The organism is Stenotrophomonas sp. STEN030 (assembly GCF_056759995.1).
Genome location: NZ_JBRREB010000005.1, coordinates 90217 through 110717 on the forward strand (window position 1 = coordinate 90217; position 20501 = coordinate 110717).

At 60.5% G+C, this 20501-nt stretch carries 18 protein-coding genes; 12 read left to right on the plus strand and 6 right to left on the minus strand.

What is annotated here, in order from left to right; all coding sequences use genetic code 11:
• Window positions 1-10 precede the first annotated feature (10 nt).
• Window positions 11-853 (plus strand): formate dehydrogenase accessory sulfurtransferase FdhD, encoded by an 843-nt coding sequence (fdhD, locus tag ACVOLR_RS02885; RefSeq protein ID WP_481535091.1) that lies wholly within the window; start codon window positions 11-13, stop codon window positions 851-853.
• A gap of 320 nt (window positions 854-1173) precedes the next feature.
• Window positions 1174-3450, plus strand: a complete 2277-nt coding sequence (locus ACVOLR_RS02890) for an FdhF/YdeP family oxidoreductase (protein WP_481535092.1) — start codon at window positions 1174-1176, stop codon at window positions 3448-3450.
• 231 nt (window positions 3451-3681) lie between these two features.
• Here ACVOLR_RS02890 and ACVOLR_RS02895 read toward each other — a convergent pair whose 3' ends face one another.
• Window positions 3682-3897, minus strand: a complete 216-nt coding sequence (locus tag ACVOLR_RS02895) for a TOBE domain-containing protein (RefSeq protein WP_481535093.1) — start codon at window positions 3895-3897, stop codon at window positions 3682-3684.
• Window positions 3898-4763: 866 nt separating this feature from the next.
• Between ACVOLR_RS02895 and ACVOLR_RS02900 the strand changes: the two genes are divergently transcribed.
• The 8 genes from ACVOLR_RS02900 to ACVOLR_RS02935 all read left to right on the plus strand — a co-directional run bounded on the left by ACVOLR_RS02900 (window position 4764) and on the right by ACVOLR_RS02935 (window position 13021).
• A complete protein-coding gene (locus ACVOLR_RS02900) occupies window positions 4764-5147 on the plus strand; it encodes a helix-turn-helix domain-containing protein (protein WP_481535094.1) in 384 nt (127 codons plus the stop codon).
• 133 nt (window positions 5148-5280) lie between these two features.
• The gene (locus ACVOLR_RS02905) at window positions 5281-5778 is read left to right on the plus strand and encodes a helix-turn-helix transcriptional regulator (protein ID WP_481535095.1); all 498 of its coding nucleotides are present in this window, start codon (window positions 5281-5283) and stop codon (window positions 5776-5778) included.
• Between the two features lie 75 nt (window positions 5779-5853).
• Complete coding sequence (locus ACVOLR_RS02910) at window positions 5854-7257, plus strand: thiol-activated cytolysin family protein (protein WP_481535096.1); 1404 nt, start codon at window positions 5854-5856, stop codon at window positions 7255-7257.
• A 27-nt stretch (window positions 7258-7284) separates the two neighbouring features.
• Window positions 7285-8271, plus strand: a complete 987-nt coding sequence (locus ACVOLR_RS02915) for an SGNH/GDSL hydrolase family protein (protein WP_481535097.1) — start codon at window positions 7285-7287, stop codon at window positions 8269-8271.
• Window positions 8272-8903: 632 nt separating this feature from the next.
• The gene (locus ACVOLR_RS02920) at window positions 8904-10475 is read left to right on the plus strand and encodes an SDR family NAD(P)-dependent oxidoreductase (protein ID WP_481535098.1); all 1572 of its coding nucleotides are present in this window, start codon (window positions 8904-8906) and stop codon (window positions 10473-10475) included.
• Window positions 10476-10771: 296 nt separating this feature from the next.
• Window positions 10772-11899 (plus strand): hypothetical protein, encoded by a 1128-nt coding sequence (locus ACVOLR_RS02925; protein WP_481535099.1) that lies wholly within the window; start codon window positions 10772-10774, stop codon window positions 11897-11899.
• 20 nt (window positions 11900-11919) lie between these two features.
• Window positions 11920-12375, plus strand: coding sequence for a hypothetical protein (locus ACVOLR_RS02930; protein ID WP_481535100.1), 456 nt, complete (start codon window positions 11920-11922; stop codon window positions 12373-12375).
• Window positions 12376-12421: 46 nt separating this feature from the next.
• Window positions 12422-13021 carry a DNA-3-methyladenine glycosylase gene (locus ACVOLR_RS02935; protein ID WP_481535101.1) on the plus strand — a complete coding sequence of 200 codons (600 nt, stop codon included), beginning with the start codon at window positions 12422-12424 and terminating at the stop codon, window positions 13019-13021.
• 184 nt (window positions 13022-13205) lie between these two features.
• On the opposite strand, the gene ACVOLR_RS02940 is transcribed toward ACVOLR_RS02935, so the two are convergent.
• The 3 genes from ACVOLR_RS02940 to ACVOLR_RS02950 form a co-directional block, all read right to left on the minus strand.
• Window positions 13206-14207, minus strand: coding sequence for a 2Fe-2S iron-sulfur cluster-binding protein (locus ACVOLR_RS02940; RefSeq protein WP_481535102.1), 1002 nt, complete (start codon window positions 14205-14207; stop codon window positions 13206-13208).
• 9 nt (window positions 14208-14216) lie between these two features.
• On the minus strand, window positions 14217-14483 hold the full coding sequence (locus ACVOLR_RS02945; RefSeq protein ID WP_481535103.1) for a glutaredoxin family protein: 267 nt from the start codon (window positions 14481-14483) through the stop codon (window positions 14217-14219).
• Between the two features lie 436 nt (window positions 14484-14919).
• The gene (locus tag ACVOLR_RS02950; RefSeq protein WP_481535104.1) at window positions 14920-15813 is read right to left on the minus strand and encodes a LysR substrate-binding domain-containing protein; all 894 of its coding nucleotides are present in this window, start codon (window positions 15811-15813) and stop codon (window positions 14920-14922) included.
• Window positions 15814-16555: 742 nt separating this feature from the next.
• On the opposite strand from ACVOLR_RS02950, the gene ACVOLR_RS02955 reads away from it, so the two are divergent.
• Window positions 16556-17191 (plus strand): glutathione S-transferase family protein, encoded by a 636-nt coding sequence (locus tag ACVOLR_RS02955; RefSeq protein WP_481535105.1) that lies wholly within the window; start codon window positions 16556-16558, stop codon window positions 17189-17191.
• Entirely contained in the window at window positions 17188-18255 is a 1068-nt protein-coding gene (locus tag ACVOLR_RS02960) for an LLM class oxidoreductase (RefSeq protein ID WP_481535106.1), read from the plus strand. The genes ACVOLR_RS02955 and ACVOLR_RS02960 overlap by 4 nt, the downstream gene beginning before the upstream one ends.
• Before the next feature lie 169 nt (window positions 18256-18424).
• Here the strand turns inward: ACVOLR_RS02960 and ACVOLR_RS02965 are convergent, their stop codons facing one another.
• Window positions 18425-19636 (minus strand): MFS transporter, encoded by a 1212-nt coding sequence (locus ACVOLR_RS02965; RefSeq protein ID WP_481535107.1) that lies wholly within the window; start codon window positions 19634-19636, stop codon window positions 18425-18427.
• Between the two features lie 226 nt (window positions 19637-19862).
• Complete coding sequence (locus ACVOLR_RS02970) at window positions 19863-20357, minus strand: (R)-mandelonitrile lyase (RefSeq protein ID WP_481535108.1); 495 nt, start codon at window positions 20355-20357, stop codon at window positions 19863-19865.
• Window positions 20358-20501 lie beyond the last annotated feature (144 nt).

Here is a 20501-nt window from a genome sequence, read left to right on the forward strand (position 1 = left end):
CGCCGCCCGCATGTCCAGAGTCGATCCAACTTCTGTTGATGAAACGCCGCCAGGGGTCGCCGCCCGGCGAACAATCCGCTGGTGCAAGGGTGAGCGGAGCCAGATCGTCGACAGCGTCGCCGAGGAAGTCCCGGTTGCGATGCGCTACAACGATGTACCCTTTTCCGTAATGATGGCCACACCATCAGACTTGGAAGACTTGGCACTTGGCTTTTCACTGACCGAAGGCCTGATTGCGGATACCTCCGAGTTGATCGGTATCGAAGTAAGCCCCTGCATCGAAGGCATCGAGATCCATATGCAGGTGACCAGCATGGCGCCGGCAGCTTCCCTGTCAGCCACCTCGACCCGGACGCTACCCGGGCGCAGCGGATGTGGTTTGTGCGGCGCACGACTGCTGGAGGACGTCCTGCGGCTGACACCGCCGATTGAAAGAAGCTCGACATTTCCTGTGGCTTCATTGCGGTTGGCGCTGTCATCTCTTCCCAGAATGCAGCCGATGAACCTGGCCACCGGTTCCACCCATGCGGCGGCCTGGGTGGATCCGGACGGTCGAATCACGCACGTTCGAGAGGATGTGGGACGGCACAACGCGCTGGACAAGCTGATCGGCGGCCTGCGTCGAGGGTCCGTATCGACCGAAGCAGGCCTTGTTCTCATATCGAGTCGGGCCAGTTATGAAATGGTGAGCAAGGCGGCGCACGCTGGCATCGCTGTTGTTGCAGCAGTTTCTGCGCCGACGGCACTTGCCATTGACCTGGCGAACGCGGCGGGCATCTGCCTGATCGGCTTCGCCCGGCGTGATCGATTCAACGTGTATTCGCATCCCGAGCGATTGCTTGGATTTGAATAGGGTTGGTGATGCCGAAGAAAAAACAGGCAGAACGATGGCAGAACGTCCCTGTTCGGAAATCACATGAAAACAACATTCGCACGCTCAGTGTTGCAGGCGTATCTGGAAGTGTCGCGTTGCCTGGGATGAAATCCTGGTGCCACCGTTTGTGAGATTCGCTCGATGATCACTTCGTCTCGACTCAGTTCTACAGTACTGGCGAAAATCAGACGTTCCATAGCCGCATCGCAAGTAACACAGACGGATCGTCCTCGTCGGGCACCGGTTTCAGGCTCGCCCTCCCCTGCTTTGATGTGCCCATATGAGAGTGAGGCATCAAAATGACTGAGAAAGACATCCCCGGCATCCGCAAATACGATGCTCCGGCAGGCGGCTGGGGAGCACTCAGGGCGACTGCGAAGGCGATCAGTGAACAGATGGCGGCCCCGGAAGCTGCAATAACGCTGTTCAGGACCAACAAGCCGGAAGGCTTCGATTGCCCTGGCTGTGCCTGGCCCGACCGCCACCATACCTCGACCTTCCAGTTCTGCGAGAACGGCGCAAAGGCCGTGACCTGGGAGGCCACCAAGAAGCGAGTCACTCCGGAGTTCTTGGCATCCAATACCGTTTCCTCGCTGCTGGAAATGACGGATTTCCAGTTGGAGGATCAAGGGCGCCTGACCCATCCCTTGGCCTACAACCCAGAGAAGGACATCTATGAGGCGGTGGAGTGGGATGAGGCGCTCAGCCGGATGGGGCAGATCCTGCGCGACCAGCCAGACCCGAACATGGTCGAGTTCTACACCTCCGGGCGCGCCTCCAATGAGGCTGCATTCCTCTACCAGATCTTCGCCCGTGAATACGGAACGAACAATTTCCCCGACTGCTCCAATATGTGCCACGAGGCCACCAGCGTTGGTCTGCCGTCGTCCATAGGTATCGGCAAGGGTACCGTCTCGCTGGATGATTTCGACGCCTGCGAGCTGATCATTTCCATCGGGCACAACCCGGGAACCAATCACCCCCGCATGATGGGAACGCTGCACGAAGTCGCACGCCGCGGCGCCCCCATCATCGTGCTCAATCCGCTGCGGGAACGCGCCCTGGAGCGCTTCGCTGATCCGCAGGACGCACTGGAGATGGCAACACTTGGGGCAACGGAGATTGCCTCTTCCTACCTGCAGCCGCGCATAGGCGGCGACGCCGCAGCACTGAAAGGCATCATGAAGGCCCTGCTGGAGATGGATGCCGACCAAGGTAGAGCTGCCGGCATTCTTGACCATCAGTTCATTGACGAACATACCAATGGGTTCGACGCCTTGGCCGAAGACCTGCGTGCGGCAAGCTGGGAAGGAATCGTTTCGGAATCGGGCTTGCCTGAGGACGATCTGCGCAAGGTCGCCCAGGCCTATGCCAAGTCCAACGCAACCATCGTCACCTACGGCATGGGCATCACCCAGCACAGCACGGGCACCAGGAACGTCCAGCAGATTGCCAACCTGCTGCTACTGCGCGGCAACTTTGGCAAGCCCGGTGCAGGCATCTGCCCACTCCGCGGGCACTCCAACGTCCAGGGCGATCGCAGTGTCGGCATCACCGAGAAGCCCAGCGCAGAGATGATCGATCGGATCGAAAAGCGGTTCGGATTCCGCGCCCCAAGTCCGCATGGTCACGACGCGGTTGCTGCCATGCAGGCCATCATTGATGGCCGCTCGACCGTGCTCATCTGCCTTGGCGGAAATCTTGCAGTCGCGCTCCCCGATGGCGAAGCCTGTTTCGCAGGCATGCGTAGCCTGGAGATGTCGGTACACATTGCGACCAAGCTCAATCGTAGTCATCTGCTGGTCTGCAAGAACACGTTCATCCTGCCCTGTCTCGGCCGTACCGAGCTGGACATCCAAGCCACCGGGCCGCAGGCAGTCACCGTGGAAGATTCGATGTCGATGGTGCATGCATCGCGGGGCAAGCTGAAACCAGCGTCTGAACAGTTGCGCTCGGAGCCGGCAATTGTTGCCGGCATCGCCAGCGCGACCCTGCCTTCCAGTCGCGTGCAATGGATGGAGATGGTGGCTGACTATGATGTGATACGTGAAGCGATCGAAGCGGTGTTCCCCGATTTCTCGGAATACAACGCCAGGATACGGATTCCCGGCGGCTTCCGACTGCCGTTGCCGCCTACGGAACGTATCTGGCGCACAGCGTCGGGAAAAGCGGAGTTCCTACGCTTCTCGGGATTGGCTGAAGACCCAAAACCCGTCGACAAGGCGGTGCTGAAGCTGGCCACCATCCGCAGCCACGATCAGTACAACACCACGATCTACAGCCTGGATGATCGCTACCGTGGTGTCTTCGGTCGCCGTGATGTCGTGTTCATGAACGAAGCGGACATGAGCGAGCGCGGGATCCAGCAGGGAGATCGGATTCGTATAAGGACGGCGCTGGACAACGAAGGCGACAGGATTCTTGAGAACGTCATTGCAGTGAGTTACCAGATTTCCCGTGGGTCGGTGGCGACGTATTACCCGGAGGGCAACTGCCTTATCCCACTGAGCTATATCGATCCGGCGAGTGGCACCCCTTCCTACAAGTCAGTACCGGTGCATATCAGCTTGGCCTAGTCGTATGACCGGTCCGCTCGTCACTGCGGAGCCGGTGGATGCTCAGGTCAACAACTGCCAGCGTTGGCATATTCGCGATCGATGTTCACCGCGACAGGCCGCTCCCTATTGCGAGCCCCTCGCCGCTTCACATCGATACGCCAATGATCACACTGGATGCATTGAACAGCACCACCGCCGGGCCGCCCTCCTCCAGCTCCAGCGCGGCTGTCCCGGCTCGCGTGATGACGGCTACAACACTGCGCCGTGGCCGACATCCACCACCACTTCGTCGTTGACGGCGCCTTCGGTGATGCGCGTTACCGTGTCATTGAACTGATTGCGTGCCGAGCACCGCGTGCCTCGGCCCTGCGCTAGTGGCACCGACGATGCTTCGATCAGTGCATAGGCAGGCACGCCAAGCTCCTGCCCCAGCAATCCCTTGCAGCCGTGGGTGTTGGTCGCCACGACGGTCAACCCAGGCGCGACTCAAATCGGCACTTCGTCGTTCAAAGCACCGGTGGCCACGGCACTGATCCTCCCGTGGAATTGATTGCGCGCACTCGCGATCTTTCCGATCCTCCGAATCAACTTTCGCCAAGCAGAGTAACTGTCAAGTCCGGGTCGATGCATGATAGTCCCCGCTCATGTCGTGCGCTGCAGACCATCGCTCGGTGCGTAGACCATTTTCGGTCAGGCGGCCAGGCGGCTCGGCGCTACATACTTTCAAGGCCTGCTTCCCGACAACGTCTGTAGAGCGAAGAAAGGTCGGTCCCCGGACTTTTTCTAGCGCCTTGCCTCTGCGCGCGCACATCACCTGGATGCTTGGCATGACCTGGTGGGGCACCCTCGCGTGGAACACCAAGCTCTGCACTACGTCCTCCGCGCGCAGCCGCCCGGCACAGGCAGCGCAGCGCCTGATCTGCCAATCATTCTGCCAGCCAACAACCAACGCTCATCGGGCCAAGTGACGAATGCCGTTGTCCCGATAGCCGTCCGCAGCGCTGCGCTCTTACGTTTCATTCGGAACAGCAAGCTTTCACCAACAAAAGACGCTACTTGAACCTGAGCAGTGCCTGCACGTCCCAGCGTTGGCAGATAGGACCAACTGCCAAAGGCGCTGCTCGCGAAACCTGCGACAGTCCAGACATTCTTGGCCAGCACCTTGACCGCCCAAACCTGCGCTGCACGAGTCGCTCTCAGCGTTGACGGCAACTCAAGGATCCGGTGTCGGCATGAATTCGAATCATGTGCAGCGCCTTTCTCTGAGCATGCTCGGCCCCATAGGACAATCGCTACGGAAGTTGGCACAACACAGGAGAGCACGGAAGCACATGAAGCAAGGAACCTGTCATCTACGAGGCACGGACATCGCCGCGCGCGGCGCCCGCCTGAGCTATGCCATGCGCCATCGGGGATTCAACAAATTGAGCGTTCTGGCATACCGCCTCGGCGTCACGGAGAGTGCGGTCAGTCGATGGCGTGCCCAAGGGAACATGACCATCAGCAATGTCATCGCGTTGTGTGACGTACTCGATGTATCAGCGGACTGGCTTCTGCTTGGCCGAGGCGCAATGGAATTCCGCATGACGGAGCCAGTGGAGGAAGACAGCTTTCAACCTTGGTTGCACCAACTCCCGCCAGATGTTCGCAAGCTGATGATCGAGCTCGTGCACCATCTGGTTCATCAGCCTGGAGCACGACGCAAGATCACTTGAGCTGAGCGCAAGCGCTCCCCGTTGAGATTCACACCTACGGAAAACATTATCGCCCCGATGCTGCTTTGTTAACTGTTGCCGTCTTCGCCTCAACCAACTGAGTGCGAACGGTATACCGCCAGCGGGGGAATGGATGAACCTTGTAGACGAGCTGCACCGGACTGTGCGCTTGAAACCACAGATGTGCCATGTCGGCACCAACCAATCGCCGCTCTTACGGGAGACCTACGCCGATGCGTGCGGCTACATCTCCGCCAACTTCGCCAACCCTCTTCTCGATCCGGGGACACTGGCACTGGAGTTGCGCTGCTCCCGGGCCACCCTCTATCGCGCCTTCGTGGCGAACCACATCTCTGTCGCCGCGCACATCCAGCGCACCCGCTTCCAGAACGTGCTCGCCTTGTTCGCACGGTCGCCTCCACGCATACCGATCAGCACGATCGCCGCGAACTGCGGCTTCGAATGCCTGCGACATTTCAGTCGCCGTTTCAAGCAGGTATATGGAGTGACGCCGGGGGCATGCAGGGATGCACTTCGATCCATTCACGTCGTGCACCCGTCGCGCGCTCTACCTGCGGCTCCCGACGGCATGCAGGCAACGAGGGTGTTGGTACGGGACGTCCCTGATTGATCCACCCCGCCATGGTGGCGCGACCCCTGCGGTTTCAGCATCGATCCTGCGTCAACCACCAACGAGGAAATTGATATGAAACTGAGCGAATACATCTCTGGACTCTCCTACGACCCGAGGATACTGCTGAGCGTCGTCGAGGACGGCGCCACCCAGGCGTTGCCGGTAAAGGAACGAACCACGCAATCAAACGCGGTCGTGATTTGTACCAAGACCAAGACCAGCTTGAAAAAGAACCTATCGGAGGTCGCGATCATGAGCCCGGCGGCTGGCGTGGTATTTCCGGGTGCGCTGATCCTCGCCGACGAGGACCTGATGGAAGGCAGGCCCACCCCGCTGGCCGCCCTTGAGCGCAGGGAATGCACTCTGTCCATCGACCTGCCCGGGCTGAAGGATGCGCATCGCAAAGTGATGCCCAGTGGCTCTTCGGTCCAAAAGTACGTCAACGATGTGCTCGAAAGCTGGAACAACGATCCCAAGAGCCAAGGCTACGTCAACGCCGCGCGCTCCTTCATGCAGGTCACCCAGGCTTTCTCTTCCGAACAGACCGCGCTTGACCTGGGATTCCATTCCAAGTGGGCAAGCGGCAACATCGCTTCGCAGTTCAGTGCGGTGAGCAATACGGAGAAGTCCGTTGTCGTGGCCTATTTCAAACAGGTCTTCTACACCGTGACGATGGACAGCCCGGAAGGTGCAGCCAACGTTTTCGCCGACTCCGTGACCACCGATCAGGCACGGGAGTGCTTTGGCAACGAGCACCCACCGGCCTACGTCCGCAGCGTCGATTACGGCCGGATCCTGATGGTGAAGATGGAGACCTCGGTCGTCGATAGTTCGATCAACCTGAAGGGCGCGTTTGAGCAGGCGACGTCCGGTGGTGTGACAGTCGGCAGCGACCTTTCGCAGAAGTACCAGTCCATCATCAAGAACTCGACCTTCAGTGCGGTCGCCATTGGTGGCGGCGCCGAGACGCCGCTGGCGGTGTTCACAGGCAATTCCGACGAGGCGATGAAAGGCTTGCGCGACTATATCCAGAAGGGTGCCACCTACCGCAGGGACAACCCCGGCCTGCCGGTGGCGTACCAGGTTGCCTTCCTCAAGGACAACCGCTTCGCGATGATCGGGTTTCCCACCGAGTACACCGAGACACAATGCGTTCGCTACCCGAACGGATTCGTCAGGTTCGAGAACAAGGGTGCCTACATTGCCAAAGCCGAGGTCACCTGGCGCGAGACCGATGCCAGTGGCAACCCGGTCGTAGACCGCAAGTGGGAGTCCGGCAACAAGACGGCCGGATGGAACCAGACCGTCGATGTTCCTGGTGATGCGCAGGGGTTGCGCCTGAAAGCCTGGTGCAAGACCGGGCTGTTATGGGACCCGTGGGGCGAGATCATGAACGTTGCCCTCGAGGGGCCCAGCAACAAGACCTACCGGTTCAAGGGCACGACCCTGATCGGCCGCGGCTACGACGTGATCTGAAACCAAACGCCTGCAGGGAGACCAACCATGAGTGTGAACATTTCTCGGCTGATCGTCTTTGGCGACAGCATGTCAGACATCGGGGTCAAGCGGAAGACGGTCACCGGCGCCATTGCGTCGTTGTTCGGCCTGATGCGGACCAACCAGGTAAACCGCTACAGCGACAATCGCAACTGGACGGATTTCATCTGGGAGTGGGCTGGAGGTCAACCACTGATTCGCGTGGACAAGAACACCTCTGAAACAGCGGCGCAGCCGCACCTTACCTGGAACCCAGCAAGCGCCGCCGGCTCCCCCGCGAACAGTCCGCTTGCCTATGCCAACTATGCTGAAGGCGGCTCGATGGGAGGTTCCGATCGGTGGGCGGCAGGGCTTGGCACGTTCCGCGAGCAGGCGGACAGGTACATCAACGACCTGCATCTTCATGGCCCGCCGCCCGGCAACGGTCTCTATCTGATCTGGTTTGGGCTCAACGATCTGGTCACCAACGAGCGCGACCCCACCGACATGAAAGCAGTCGCGCTGCAGATGAGCCAGATCTGTCAGGACATCATCGCGGTGGACAGCAGTGCCGCGTTTCTCTTTGGAAACCTGCCCAACCCACAAAGTGCGGTGCGCTACCTCGGGCAGGAGGCAACGGACAAGGTCCTTGGTTTTAACGAAGGATCGCTGAATTTTGGCAACGAGCTCGCTGCCGAGATCAATGCCAACTTCCGCAACAACCGGGCCGGGATCGTCGATCTCTACACCCCGATGGAGCATGTCTGCACGAACCTCGACGGTTATGGTCTTCTGCGCAAGGCCCAGCCTAAAGGCGTCCAGGTGCGGTACGGTGCACCGCCAACCGATCCCACCATTGCGTTCTCCACAACCACCAGTGACGGCGCCCATCCAACCGAAGAGGTATACAGGTTGATCGCACAGATCTGGGCGGATGCGATCCGCAAGCACTTCGTGCTGGGCCGGCTCAACACGAACAACGAAGCCAAGTTCGCGGTTCGCGGGACGCAGTAACCCAATGGGCGCGGGCCCCAGCGTGGGCCCGCGCCGCTCATTGGCCTGTTAGTGGGTAGTCCACGGCGCCGTCTCGCGAGACTCCCAGCGCGCAACTCGGTGCTTCCGTGCCGGTCCAAGCTGCGAAAGCTGCATCAACGTGCTGGTGCCGGGCGCCGGATCCTGCGGCATGTGCCTTGGCAGCCTGTGCGGCTCAGGCTGCGGCAATGGCTGCCATCAACAACACTGTGCGCGTGACGGGCATAGGGACCTGCATCCCTGGACGTGGCGGCGGTGGTCAGCAAGCTAGCACTGCAGCTGACGCCCCACCTCTCCCAGAAGTCTTTCAAATGGACTTGCCGCTATCCCGCTTTGCTCAGCCCGCTGCCCCGCCCCGCTCTGCCGGTTCAACAGCGGCGCTTCAGGCACCTGAAGGCGTTCTCGTCGGCCAAACTCCCGTTCTTCGGGCCTTCAACATGGCCGAATTGGTGATTTGCCCACCCACAACGACTCGGATTGGCGCCAACCCCCTGATATCTGGGACAATTGCCGCCGACCGGGCGTTCCCGGTCCGCTACAGCATGGACCCGCATCGAGGCGGTCATCGCTCTGCTGTCCATTCAAGGCTTGCTGCCGCTATTCCGGATCGTCATTTGAACGCCATCGATACCCCCGTTGCCCCTGCCCTGCCCTTGGCCGATCGCCTGCGCGAAGCGCTGGATCTGCTGGAGGCCATTGAAGCCGATCGCGGCATGCTTGATGCGCTGCCCGAAGCCGACCGCGTGCGCCTGCACCAGGTCGTGGCCAAGGTATTCCACCCCGAGCCGAAGGCGCGCCGGCAGATGCTCAAGAAGCAGGCCCGTGAACGCCACCAGGAAAAGGTTCGCAAGTCCGAGGCGTTGCTTGAGCAGACCGGTATCCGCGCCCTGCGCCGGAAGCCGGTGTTCAGCACCCCGAACTACTTCCCGCCACATGCAGCAGGCCTTCACGATGCCAGCAATGGTGAAGGCGCTGCGGCAACCGAAGAAGCCGTGCACTCGCCCGAGTTGCGCCATTGCTACGTGTGCAAGCAGAAGTTCACCCAGCTGCATCACTTCTACGACCAGATGTGCCCGGCCTGTGCCGACTTGAACTACATCAAGCGCACCGAGACCGCGGACCTGCGTGGACGCGTAGCGCTGCTGACCGGCGGCCGGGTCAAGATCGGCTATCAGGCCGGTTTGAAGCTGCTGCGCGCAGGCGCCGAACTGATCGTCACCACCCGCTTCCCGCGCGACTCGGCGGCACGTTATGCCGAAGAGCCCGATTTCGCCGTATGGGGCCATCGCCTGCAGGTATACGGGCTGGATCTGCGCCATACGCCGAGCGTGGAAGCGTTCTGCAGCGAGCTGCTGGCCACGCGTACGCGCCTGGACTTCATCATCAACAACGCCTGCCAGACCGTGCGCCGCCCGCCGCAGTTCTATGCACACATGATGGCCGGGGAAACCGCTGCGGTGCAGAGCCTGCCGGAAACCATCCGCAAGCTGATCGGCAACTACGAAGGGCTGCGCAGTGCCGACCTGTTGCCGATCGCGGCGGCCGCACTGCCGTCGCCGGACGCTGTTGGCAAGGACGGCCTGACCCGCGCTGCCGAACTGTCGCAGGTGCCGCTGCTGGCCGACGAACTATTGGGCCAACGCCATCTGTTCCCCGATGGCCGCCTGGATCAGGACCTGCAGCAGGTGGACCTGCGCGACAGCAATTCCTGGCGCCTGCGCATGGCCGAAGTGCCGTCGGTGGAGCTGCTGGAAACCCAGCTGGTCAACGCCATCGCACCGTTCATCATCAATGCGCGCCTTAAGCCGCTGATGCTGGCCACACCAGAGCGCGACAAGCACATCGTCAATGTGTCGGCGATGGAGGGCCAGTTCTACCGCAACTTCAAGACCACCCGCCATCCGCATACCAATATGGCGAAGGCCGCGTTGAACATGATGACGCGTACCTCGGCGGCCGATTACCAGAACGACGGCATCCATATGAACAGCGTGGATACCGGCTGGGTGACCGACGAAGATCCGGCAGGCCTGGCAGCCCGCAAGGTGCAGGAAGAGCGCTTCCACCCGCCGTTGGACATCATTGATGGTGCCGCGCGCATCGTCGACCCGATCATCCACGGCTTCAACAGCGGCGAGCACGTCTGGGGCCAGTTCCTCAAGGACTATGCACCTACCGATTGGTGAGGTGGCAGGGGTTGATTGAAACGGTAGTTCTGGCCCCGCGAACAGGGGCAGAACCAGCGACGATTCAAAAGAACCCCGAGTACAGTGATGCGCCACTAAATCAGGTGTTGCAGCGTACTCAAATCCAGCATGGGTCCGCACCGACCAATGCTTACCCCTGTTTGACCAGATCTACCGCACTACCGATGGCCGGCCCCCCCCCGGCACCCGCTGGGGTAGTCGACAGCGCCCTCGCCTGGTCATAGGATTGCGCCACGACAGGGGGGTCTTTGATGAACACAGGGAATGCTGCGGGCATGCTGCTCGTGCTGGTGTTGTTGGCGGGCTGTGATTTTCTTGATCGCCCGCAGGAGCAGGAAAAGCAGGCAGGAAGCCTTGCCGGTGCGGATGCAGGCGAGGACGCTTCATCCCCGCCTGTCTCGCACGCTACTGATATCGACCCTGCCAGTAAAAGCGGCGCCGTTTCATCTGCTCCCACCAGCGCGTCGGCAACGCTAAACGATAACGCAGCGCCGACTGCAGAAAGCCGCCTGGTACCGTTCCAAGCCAACGCCGCTGCAGCGTCGCCTTCCGGGCCTACGGCCTGCGAAATGACAGGCCTGCCTGCAAAGTTCATCGTCTACGCCGCCGGTGCCTATTCCGGCCGCAAGCTGGACTACCAGATTGACCAAAGCGGCCATGAAGCGACCCAGATTGACGTCGCCGTCAACGAATCCAGCGCCCCCGTGGTGTTGATGCTTGGCGCTTACGAGCCCACAGTCTGGAATATTGGTTGGTCCGCACAGACGCGCATCGTTGGCGTGCTGGTCAGCGGTTATCACCGGCAAACCATTGCCGGCTTGCCGGCTTCGGTGCCGCGCTTGAACAGTAGTTACGACAACAAGGGCGCGTGCGGCTACTTTTATCTGAGCGAGAGCAGGCTTGATCAGATCAACCCGATCGCGCGACGGCTGTTTGGTCAGCCGGTGGCGCGGGCATTCATCGCCAACAACGGCTTCGTTACCGTAGGGACTGCGACCGGTACAGGGATGATGACCGATGCCAGCCAGTCTCCAGACCAGTTCCGCGACCGTAGCGCGCCGCTGGCCGGCGAAGCCGGCTTGCGTGATGCCGTTGCCAAGGGCTTGCTGCGTGAAGCGCGGTCCAGCGACGCGCAGGAATGGCAGGTCGCCTACGACGCCGCGAACAAAAAGGATGTCCCGCCCGTATCGGGTGCGAGCGACAATCGGCGTAGTCGGTCCTATCTGCATAACGGCTACGTCGTGCTGAAAGCGATGCACATTCCTGCGGGGCTGTACGGCGCCCACTCGGCTACCTTCATCGTGCCCTACGGTGTTCCGCGCCCCACCGGAAACCCGGGTCATTCGACGTTGCTGGACTACAATACGATGACCTGCGCCGGGGCCAGCTGCGGGATGGATTAGGAGTCTTACCGGGGTATTTCATGGAACGAAAACGCCAGGAACCAACATTCGGCAAGGCCGATCTGAGCGAGGTGGAAATCCGTCCACGGCACCGGCATGCGGCGCGAACTTCCGCCAATCCCCTGCCTTCGGACGAGTCCAGATTCTGGTTGCGGGCGATCATCCTGGTCGTCGCAGCCGTGCTGATCGCCATGGGTTTGATCGAGTGGAATGCAAGACGGCAGGTGGCTGCGTTGGAGCGCGCACTGACTCCCACGCCCGAGCAGCAGGCGAAAATTGAAGCCGAATTGAAGCAACTGGAACGGCAGATGGCAGCCGCAGACAGCGTTGGCGCAGCGGAAGCCGCTCGGCTGCGGCAACTACTTTGGGAACAATCCCGTCCTGCCCCACTTCGCGCTGGGCAACGCTGCATCCAAGGGCGTCGACTGGAACGCATTGAAGGCGGATGGCGCGACCTTCCCAAGGAGCCCTGCTGACAGGGTGCCCCGCGCGCAGGCTCTGCGTTGCGGGTAGGATCGGCCTATGAAGTCTCTTCTTGAACGCACCCTGGTGCTGCCACGCGAGTTCTATCGCAGGCACCCCACTGTGGTGGCGCCGGAGCTGCTCAACAAGATCCTGCTACATGATGACGGCCGCTGTGCGCGCATCGTTGAAGTGGAGGCCTACGCCGGCAGCGAAGATCCCGCGGCTCACTCGTTCCGCGGCAAGACCGCGCGCAACGCGACAATGTTCGGCCCGCCGGGGCATCTGTATGTCTACTTCACCTATGGCATGCACTGGGGAAGCAATGCAGTCTGCGGCGAGGTCGGTGAAGGTGTCGGCGTGCTGCTCAGGGCAGCGCAACCCCTGAACAAATTGGATCTCATGTATCAGGCCAGGCCTGCTGCAAAGCGCCCGATCGATCTGGCCAATGGCCCCGGCAAGCTTTCCCAAGCATTCGGAATCAACCGCGCGCATGACGGCGCGGATCTGGTGAGCGGTGATCGTGGCATCCGGATTGTGTCCGATGGCACCCCTCCCCCTGCTGCACCGGTGATAGGTCCTCGGGTCGGGATATCCAAAGCCGTGGATCTGCCATGGCGCTGGTCCGTACCGGATCAGCCCTATACCTCCAGAAAGTAGCAGCAGGCTACGAACCCAGGGCTGTTGTGGTAACGAGTCCTCGTGTTTGTGAGCGCGGCGCGCCAGTAGCGCTGGGGAGCATCATGGGCGCCATTCTCTAGGGCACTTTTTCCATACGCGTTGTGGCCTCCCCTCGGTCATGGGGCCGGCGGCGAGCCTGTGTTCTTGGCAACCCGCACAGCACTCATCCCGGCGTATGGAACACATCCGCGTGCAGATCACCCGACCGCAGACCATTGGCCTTTGTAATCTGGATCGCCGCTTCAATCATTCCCGGTGGTCCAGCGCAGTACGCTTTCCAGCCATCAAGATCGTGTAGATCTTCGGCAACAGCATCTGCGACCAGCCCGGTCCGCCAAATGCTTTCCCCGGAGACACCGGACAGCACGGGAGTAAATGTCAGATTGGAATGCTGCCGCGTCAAATTCTGGAAATGCTCAACGAGATAAAGATCTCTGTCGCTTCGTGCGCCAAAGTAGATATGTATTGGCTGGCGCATACCACTCGCAATTGCTGCCTCAACGATGCATTTGATCGGAGCAAGGCCCGAACCGCCCGCGATGCATAGCATTGGCCCAACGTGCTGTTCGCGCAGGAACGAAGATCCAAATGGACCTTCAACAAGCACCGAGGCACCAGGCTTCAGTTGCGCATGGATGTGTTCACTCGCTGCGCCACCAGGTACTCGGCGAATATGGAACTCCAGCGCGTGAGTTCCGGAGGGGCTGGCAAAGGAATAGTCGCGGGTAGGTGCGCCCGGAAATGTGAGCCGAGCATACTGGCCGGCAGCAAAGGTCAGCGGCTCGCCCTCTTCGTTGGCGACCTTGATGCGGTTGATGTCGTGTGTGGCCGTGTCGATCGCCGTCACCTTGCAGTTCAGGCGACGGAACGGATTGGGAACTACCTGATCTTCATCAAGCCAGCTGGCTATCCCATCCGTTGTTGGAATGGCGCAACACGCCAGAATCAATCCTTGAGATTTTTCCGCTTCTGTCAGCGCAAAGCGACTGTGTTCAAGGTATTCAACCTCACCGCTTACGAGGCGGGTTTTGCAGGACCCGCAGCGGCCGGAACGGCATCCGTGTGGATAGGCGATCCCATTGGCGAGCGCGGCGTCCAGAAGGGTGACACCTGCCGGCACCGCGATGCTGACCCCAGCCTGCAATATTTCTACGTGTATCGTCATGTCCGCTACTCAGGCAGTGTTGGATAGGCCAAGCGCCTCGACCAAGCCTGGTTTTTGCGACGCAAAGGTGCCGTAGAAAACGCGCTCGCCGACCAAAGTGATCGGCGCGACGCGCACGCCGGTGCGGGCCTTGGCCTCGTCCCTGATTGCAGGGTCGGTCAGATCACGCTCTTCAAACACTACCCCTACTCGGTTGAGCCAGTCCTTCAGCATTCGGCAATCGGGGCAAGTCGGTGTTGTGTAGACGATTACGTGCCGGCTGGATGCATTGCTCATGACGGTGTCCTCAGCGTTGTATTGGTGCCTGCTCAAGCCGCGCTTCGTTTCAAAACGTAGCTGGCCCGCTTGGGGTGCGACAGGTGATTCGAACGATTGGATTCCGTTCCAGGAACCGCATTACTGAGCGCGTCGTCCTTTGATTCCTCGTGTTGGCGCGAAGTCTAAAGATTGCCGCCGTTGGAAGGTCAAGGGGGTTTGAACAACTTTTCCACCGCGCATCCGAGCGGAAGCGCAAAACATCAGCCGGTAGATACCGCGCTGCAGTGACCGGCGTCGGTGTGCGGCCAGCCGGAGCGGCTTTGGGCCGCAGCTTGGTATTGGCGCTCGATCGCTGCCTGACAAACAACGCGGCGAGGCAGCTTGGCTATCTATACGGGCAGAGCTTTCGTTGGCGCCTGCAGCCGCCAACGAAAGCAACAGTTTTGAATCAAGACTATCCGTCTTCGCGCTGAGCTTCGCTCTGCACCCATGACAGAAAAGCGGCGATTGCCGGCTTCTCATCCGCGCCGGGAAGGGTCACGGCGTAGTAGGCAAACGCGGTTGGCCACGGCCGGTCCAACGCAATTGCCAATCGGCCGCTCGCCGCTTCGGCCTGCACATACACATCGCGTACCAAGGCAATGCCCTGCCCCGCCTCTGCTGCGCGGATCAACAGCACATCATCATCGAACGCAGCGCCTCGTTCGATGCGCGGATCGTCCGCAACACCCAAAGCCTTGTACCAAAGCCGCCAATCACTGCGATCGGAGTCCTGCAGCAATGGGTACCTGAGGCAATCGCTTGGCTTGCGGATTGGTTTGCCACCAGCCAGCAAGCCAGGACTCGCTACTGGCAGGAACACCGGCGAAGCCAGGTGCCGTGAAACCAGTCCCGGGTACTCGCCAAGACCATGCCGAATCGCGATGTCGATAGGATCGCGGCGCAGATCGACCAAGGCAGATGAGGCTTCAACCCGCACCTCGATATCGGGATGCTTGTCGGTAAAGCGACCCAGTCGCGGTACCAGCCAGGACGCAGCAAAGCCAGGCACCGTGCTGATGGTCAATGTCTGCCGCCCATTTATCGCCTCCAGTACAGCCATGCTGTCCTGGATGGTGTCGAAGGCGCGAAGCAACGCCGGATACACCTGCGCACCCGCAGGACTGAGCGCAACACCGTGGCGATTGCGGGTGAACAGCGTGACACCCGTGCGATCACTTAACAGTTTCAACTGTTGGCTCACCGCCCCCGGTGTAACGCCCATGACCTCGGCAGCAGCCTTGAGGCTGCCGTGCCGACCGGTCTCGACAAATGCGCGCAATGCCAGCAACGGTAGGACGGCACCCATGGATTCAATTTCCCGGTCTTTCAAGCTTGGAAGCGAAGGTGTTTGAAGCGAGCCAATGCCCGTCCATTCACCTCAGCCTGGATCATTTCTAGAAGTGAGAATAGCTGAATTTAGAATCGCGCAGCGCGACAAGCGGCGCGGGAATGGTAAGCAACCGCTGTGCACCAGTTCGTCTGCAACGTTCCTGGCATCAGTATTAGCTTGAATATGCGCTACATTTGCTCATTGCGTAGCTGATAGGAAGCACCGGGAGGTAGCTCATCCAGCCTGCCGCGCCTCATACCTGAACTGCACAACATAAAGTTAGTAAAACTAATGTTCTGCTGCAGATAAGATCGTTTTCCCGAACTACTCGCGATCCCTAGACTGCAGCCATTCCCAGCCAGCAGGACGATGGAGCAAGTGAACCATAGAGCACATTGGGCGCAGGCCCCATCTTTGCCTCAGGGGCCAAACGATCAGCACGCGCCGGCAACTACCAGTCAGTAAACGCGCTCGATAGAAAGCACTAGAAAGAGAAGGCGCCACAAGGGATCCAATACATCCGGGTCAGATCAAGTGCAGTGAAACAACGTTCGCCTGCTGCTTTCACCAAGCGGGCGAAGCGCCGACGACCACCCAAGCGAACCTGCGTTGGACGCTGGCAGCTAGCCATCTCCTCCCCTTCCCTTCCCATATCCACGCACCGGGCTTTGCTCCTGTGTGCGTTTGCTGAGCTGCACCCTTGAAACAAGGAAAAACCATGGAAAACCCAAGGCTTCATCTCTACACCGACAGCTCACCAAACGGCTTCAAGATAAGCATTGCGTTGGAAGAGCTCGAATTACCCTATCACTTGCACCACGTGCGCATCGCCGAAGGAGCACACCAGCACCCGGATTTCCTGAAACTACATCCGCATGCACGCATTCCGGTATTGGTGGACGAATCCACCGGCATCACCGTCTTCGAATCGGCCGCAATCCTGCTTTATCTGGCAGACAAGAGCGGCCGACTTCTGCCAAAACAGCCGGCCGCACGATGGGAGGCGATCACCTGGCTGATGTTCCACGCTGCCAGCGTCGGGCCGATCCTAGGCCAGCGGGTGCACTTCGAGATGTCCGCCGACGTACCACTCCCGCCCGCCATAGAACGTTATCAGCGCTTGAGCAATGAATTCTTCGCGACCCTGGATCAGCGCCTGGCTGACCGGCCTTGGCTGGCAGGGGACGAGTACTCGATCGCCGACATTGCCGGCTTCGGTTGGACGCATATAGCCCGCGTCATCGATCTGGACTTCAGCGCTTACCCACACCTGAGCAATTGGCATACGCGCGTCGCCCAACGCCCAGCCGTGCAACGCGGTGTACTGATCCCCGAGCCGGCGACCGGCCCATGATTGAGATCCAGAACATGATTCCATCAAGTAACAGCGTCTCCGCACCGGCAATGTTGAAAGGGGCGTCTGCGCCTGCGTTCGCCAGCCATCTTGGTTACCAGCGAGTGTTCCGCGAAGATAAATTGAGCTTGGGGATCTTCCTCCCCCTGCGTTTCTATCGCGGCGACATGAAGGTTATGGCCGGGCAGTCGGCGCTGGTTGGCCAACTTGATCGCGCAGGTTTCGCTGCGGTTTGGGTCCGCGACGTTCCCTTGTTCGATCCTTTGTTCGGCGATGCCGGGCAGGTCTTCGATCCATTCACCTACCTTGCGTTTCTTGCGGCGCAAACCGAGCGCATCGCCTTGGCAACTGGCAGCGCCATCTTCTCCCTGCGTCACCCTATTGACCTGGCGAAGTCTGCAACCACGATTGACCAGCTGTCCGGCGGGCGTTTGGTGATGGGTATCGCTTCTGGCGACAGGCCGGTTGAGTTTCCAGCGTATGGCATCGAACACGCACAGCGAGCCGAGCGCTTTGCAGATGCGGTCAGTTACGTCCGCGAGCTGATGCAACCGGGCACGCTGAATATCAACTCGCGCCTGGGCCGTGCCCAAGGCGTTGAACTGCTGCCCAAGCCAATGGCCGGCGCCGTACCCATGCTGATCACTGGAACCTCCCGGCAATCGCTGCAATGGGTGGCCGAACATGCCGATGGCTGGCTGACCTATCCGGACGCTACGCATCACTCCGCAGGCCCGAAACGTCTGGCCGGGAAGATACGTGCATGGCGCGGACTGATCGAGGATGGCGGCTTCCGACCGCACGTCACCAACGAGTGGATCGACCTGATGGAAGATCCCAACTACCCCAGAACACCCATCGACGGCGGCTACACCCTGAGGACCGGGCGCAACGGCTTGATCGATCTGCTCGGTGAGTGGCAGCGCGCAGGTGTCAATCACGCCGCCCTGGGAATCCAGTTCAGTCAGCGCCCGGCGCAGGACGTCCTGCAGGAGCTGACGGAGTATGTGCTTCCCCTGTTCCCTTCGCATGATGCACCGGAGCGGCCGGCGATTCGCTGGTAGCTCTGTCGTCAAGTTGCCGGATCGCGATGCATCCGGCACGCATTTCTGACCAGCAACATACCTTGGTGGCCTGCGAATTTATGGGGCCACCAAGGCCATGCCGATGAAGCGTACACCTCAGCAAAGCGGGATATACGGACCTACCAATCAATCGTGCAGAGAGGCGCGACTACGGTCTGGATACAGCGGGAGGGCGAGAGATCACAACGGAGAGCAGCGCTGCCGATGCAAGTACTGCAGCGCTCATGACGAACGTGCTCTGGTACCCGCTGTGATCAAACAGCAAGCCGCCAAGCGTCGAGCCCAACGCGATTGCCAACTGGATCACCGCTACCAACAGGCCCCCGCCTGCTTCCGCATCACCGGGCAGGGTCTGCGCAATCCAGCTCCACCAGCCCACCGGGGCAGCGGTGGCAAGCAGCCCCCACAGTCCCAACAGGACGGTGACGGCAGTCAGTGATTGTCCCAACGGGATCAAGGTCAGCGCGATCGCGGCCATCAGGATCGGTATGACGATAAGTACCCGATGGAGGCCCTTTTTGAGCACGCTGCCGACAAACGCCGTGCCGATGAAACCGCACAAGCCTATGCTCAGCAGCACCCAGGACAACGCCGACACGTCGAGCTGTGTCACCGTTTCAAGGAAGGGCCGCACATAGGTAAACAGCATGAACTGGCCCATGAAGAACGCAGCGCAAGCTGCCATACCCATCGCCACCGATTTGCGCTTGAGCAGGCCAAGCACACCGCTGGAGACATCGGCACGCTCAGTCTTCATTGAAGGCAGGCTGCACCATTGCCAGACCAGCGCGATCAGCGCTATCGGCACCAGGCAGAAGAATGCACTGCGCCAACCCATGACGGATCCAAGATAGCTGCCCAACGGGGCCGCGATGACGGTCGCCAATGCATTGCCACTGTTGAAGATGGCCAGTGCGCGCGGCACCTGTGCCGCTGGTACCAGACGCATGGCGGTGGCCGCGGACATCGACCAGAATCCGCCAACAACCACACCGATAAGCGCGCGACCAATGAGATAGACCGGATAGTTCGGCGCCAGTGCCACGACGCTGCCGGATACCGCCATCAAGGCGGTCAACGCCAGCAGCAGCGTCCTGCGATCGGCACTGCCTGCCAATCGCGATATGCACAGGCTGGTCAGCACCGCGAACGCGCCTGAGATGGCGATGCCCTGCCCCACCAGGCCTTCACTGACACCCAGGTCAGCAGCCATCGGGGTGAGCAGGCTGACCGGGAGGAATTCGGACGCGATCAAGGCGAATACGCACAGGGTCATGGCAAATACGCCACTCCAATGCGATGCAGCCTCTTCCAGATCCGGACAGGCACGCACGAGCGTGCCGGCGACAGGAGTCGACATGGAGAACCTCTTTGATGATGTTGGTTGTTATTGGCAGCGCGACGTTGGCGCAGGTGCGAGTCACCCGAGCGCGTGCGCTCAGGCCTGCTGAAAGAACAGCAGGAGGATCACGATTTCATTTTCAATCAGCGCTGGTGCTGATTGAGTGCAAGCCGCGCGGTCACGAAGACGGCTACGACCTTGCACGACAGTCAGAACGCATCGCTAAAGGCAGCGGCACAAAGCCCTATCGAGAAGCGCGATATTGCTCTTCGCTTACCTGCTCCATCCACTCGACGTTCTGGCCATCCAGTACGCCGGTGACGGCCAGGTGGGTCATCGCGGTCGTGGCTGCGGCACCATGCCAATGCTTGACGCCCGCTGGGCAGACAACTACGTCGCCCGGGTGGATCTCCTGCACAGGCTTGCCCCATTCCTGCGTCAGCCCCACACCGGACATCACCACCAGGCGCTGCCCTGCTGGATGGGTGTGCCACGCCGAACGTGCACCCGGCTCGAAGGTGACCCAAGCGCCGGAGGCGGTAAGCGCCTGATCGGCAGACCACACCGGGTCAATGCGGACGCGGCCAACGAAGTACTCTGAAGGACCTTGCAATGAGGGCTGGCTGCCAACGCCTGCCACATGCTGGGCCAGCGCTGCCGCAGCCCGCGGCGTTTCGGCGATCGCAGCCATCGGCAATGCCACCGCGACGAGCCCAAGGCTCTTCAGTGAGTCGTGCATGTAGGTTCCTTGATGGTGCTCTGGCGTGTAGGCCAGGCGGTTAACGACTTCTGCAGTCAACTGGCAAGTCGGTGATGAGGATCCACGCTGAGCGGACGACGTCGCATGCGCAGCTCACCCTGCCTTTCAACGTAGCTGACATGT